The organism is Massilia sp. AB1 (assembly GCF_018119385.1).
Taxonomy (GTDB): domain Bacteria; phylum Pseudomonadota; class Gammaproteobacteria; order Burkholderiales; family Burkholderiaceae_D; genus Telluria.
The window spans coordinates 1-3,207 of sequence record NZ_JAGKSG010000095.1 but is presented as its reverse complement, the minus strand read 5'-3'; the positions used below and the strand labels follow the sequence as shown (position 1 = coordinate 3,207).

The following is a 3,207-nucleotide window of genomic DNA, read 5'->3' as shown; positions in this document are numbered from 1 at the left end:
CCCGCGGCGCCCGCCCCCCCCGCCCCCCCCCCCCCCGCCCCCCCCCCCCGCCCCCCCCCCGGGGGGGGGCCCCCCCCCCCCCCCCCCCCGCTGCACATAGAATAACAACCCCTACACGGAGAACCTGATGAAACGACATATCCTGAGCGCCGCGGCGCTGGTGCTGGTGGCCTCGATGGCCCAGGCGGAATCGAACAGCGCGGCCAAGAGCGGCGCCAAGGCCGGCACGCTCTCTTCCGGCATCGCCCTGCAATACGTGGAGCCTGCGGTGCGCCCGCAGGACGACTTCTTCGCCCACCTGAACGGCAAGTGGCTCAAGACCGTCGAGATCCCGGCAGACAAGTCGAGCTGGGGCGCCTTCCACCAGCTGCGCGAAGACACCCTGCCGCAGCTGCGCGCGATCATCGAAAAGGCCGCCGCCGCCAAGGGCGCCCAGGGTTCGGAAGTGCAGAAGATCGGCGACTTCTACGCCAGCTACATGGACGAGGCCCGCCTGGAGCAGCTGGGCATCGCGCCGCTGAACGCGGAACTGGGCAAGCTCGCCGCCATCAAGGACAAGGCCGAACTGCCGGCCGTGTTCGCGCAGCTGGGCCGCCTGGGCGTGAACGTTCCCTTCATCTTCTACATCCACCAGGACGCCAAGGATTCGACCCGCTACGTGGCCGATCTCTACCAGGCCGGCCTGGGCATGCCGGACCGCGACTACTACCTGAAGCAGGACGACGCCAAGCTGGCCGACATCCGCGCCAAGTACCAGCAGCACGCCGAGAAGATGCTGGCCATGGCCGGCGACAAGAACGCCGCCGCCAACGCCAAGGCCATCGTCGAGCTGGAAACCGAACTGGCCAAGGTCCAGTGGACCAAGGTCGAGAACCGCGACCCGATCAAGACCTATAACAAGGTCGAGCTGGCCAAGCTGGCCGAGCTGGCGCCGGGCTACGACTGGCAATCCTGGCTGGCCGCATCCGGCCTGAAGGGCAAGACCGACTACCTGATCGTCAGCCAGCCGAGCTACCTGAAGGGCTTCGCCGAAGTCCTGAACCGCGTGCCGCTCGAGACCTGGAAGACCTACCTGCAGCTGCACCTGGTGGAAAGCTACGCCAACTACCTGTCCAAGGCCTTCGTCGACGAGCGCTTCGCCTTCCACGGCACCACCCTGTCGGGCACCCCGCAGCTGGAAGCGCGCTGGAAGCGCGGCGTCTCGACCCTGGAAGGCAGCCTGGGCGAAGCGGTCGGCAAGCTGTACGTGAAGGAGCACTTCCCGGCCGAGCGCAAGGCGCGCATGGAAGTCCTGGTCAAGAACCTGCTGGCCGCCTACAAGTCCTCGATCGACACCCTCGACTGGATGAGCCCGGCGACCAAGAAGGAAGCCCAGGCCAAGCTGGCCAAGTTCACCCCGAAGATCGGCTACCCGAACAAGTGGAAGGATTACTCGGCCCTGAGCGTCAAGCGCGAGGACCTGGTCGGCAACGTGATGCGTTCGCGCGAGGTGGAATACAACCGCGAGCTGAACAAGCTGGGCAAGCCGATCGACCGCGACGAATGGGGCATGACGCCGCAGACCATCAACGCCTACTACAACCCGGAACTGAACGAGATCGTGTTCCCGGCCGCGATCCTGCAGCCGCCGTTCTTCGACGCCAAGGCCGACGACGCGGTCAACTACGGCGGCATCGGCGCCGTGATCGGCCACGAGATCAGCCACGGCTTCGACGACCAGGGTTCGCAGTACGACGGCGACGGCAACATGCGCAACTGGTGGACCGAGGAAGACGGCAAGAAGTTCGCCGAGAAGACCAAGGTCCTGATCAACCAGTACGCCGGCTACAGCCCGCTGCCGGGCTATAACGTCAACGGCGAACTGACCCTGGGCGAGAACATCGGCGACAACTCGGGCCTGGCGATCGCCTACAAGGCCTACAAGCTGTCGCTGAAGGGCAAGAAGGCGCCGGTGATCAATGGCCTGAGCGGCGACCAGCGCTTCTACATGGGCTGGGGCCAAGTGTGGCGCACCAAGATGCGCGAGCCGGCGCAGATCGCCCAGATCAAGACCGACCCGCACTCGCCGGGCCAGTACCGCGCCAACGGCACCCTGAAGAACCAGCCGGGCTTCTACGAAGCCTTCGGCGTGAAGGAAGGCGACAAGATGTACCTGGCGCCGAAGGATCGCGTGATCATCTGGTAAGACCCGGCAGGGCTTGATGCGGGAACCCGGGTTGGCTTGTCCGATCCCGGGTTTTTTTTCGCCGCCGCCGGGAGCGGCCCGGTGCGGCCTGTCTAAAAATAGTGCAATTGCGTGTGTCTCAATGGAGACGACTGGAGACGGGAGAAAGTTAAAACATTTGAAAAAGTGTAAAATAATGCCAACTTATTAACTGGCCGGGCCGCCGGCGATCTTATGCACGTTCACCTCACGTACGCTATCAAGATCCGCGCCGTTGGCCGGGCCGAGACGGGAAAGTATCAAGGATGAGTTCCTGGGAAGTGCGTGACATACCGTTCAAGTTCCAGCTGAGCGACTGGACCTTGTTCCAGGCGTCCATCCGCCTGCAGCTGCGCTCGATCGGACTGGCCGAGGCCGGACATCCCGGCGCCGCCGCCGTGCAGGGCGAGGACCAGCTTGCCCCGGGCAGCCAGGGCTTCGCCTTGCGCCGCCTGCCGGTCGACGAAGCGCTGCCGCGCCTGGCCCGGTCCGGCCCCTTCCTGCGCTACGTGCCGTTGCAATACCAGCACTGCTACATCGAATTGGGCACTTCGTTCGAGGACTACCAGAAGAAATTCTCGTCCAAGACGCGCTCGACCATCAACCGCAAGATCCGCAAGTTCACCGAGCACTGCGGCGGCACCCTCAAGTGGCACGCCTACCGCAGCCCGGACGAGGTCCCGGCCTTCTTCCAGCTGGCGCGCGCGGTGTCGAAGCTGACCTACCAGGAAAAGCTGCTGGACGCGGGCCTGCCCGATACGCCCGAATTCATGGAACGCGCCCGCGCGCTGGCCGCCGGCGGGCAGTTGCGCGCCTACGTCTTGTTCGACGGCGAACGGCCGGTCTCCTACCTGTACTGCCCGGTCCAGGACGGCGTCGCCATCTACGCCTACCTGGGCTACGACCCGGCCTACATGCACCTGTCGGTCGGCACCGTACTGCAGTGGCTGGCGCTCGAGCAGATGTTCAAGGAAGGGCACTTGCGCTACTTCGATTTCACGGGG

General features: G+C 65.1%; 2 protein-coding genes. Both read left to right on the top strand.

Annotated elements, in window-relative coordinates; genetic code table 11:
• The first annotated feature begins 127 nt into the window (after positions 1-127).
• Positions 128-2,185 (top strand): M13 family metallopeptidase, encoded by a 2,058-nt coding sequence (locus J8847_RS23890; protein ID WP_211527181.1) that lies wholly within the window; start codon positions 128-130, stop codon positions 2,183-2,185.
• A gap of 284 nt (positions 2,186-2,469) precedes the next feature.
• The coding region (locus tag J8847_RS23885; protein WP_211527180.1) for a GNAT family N-acetyltransferase at positions 2,470-3,207 on the top strand (738 nt) is incomplete at its 3' end.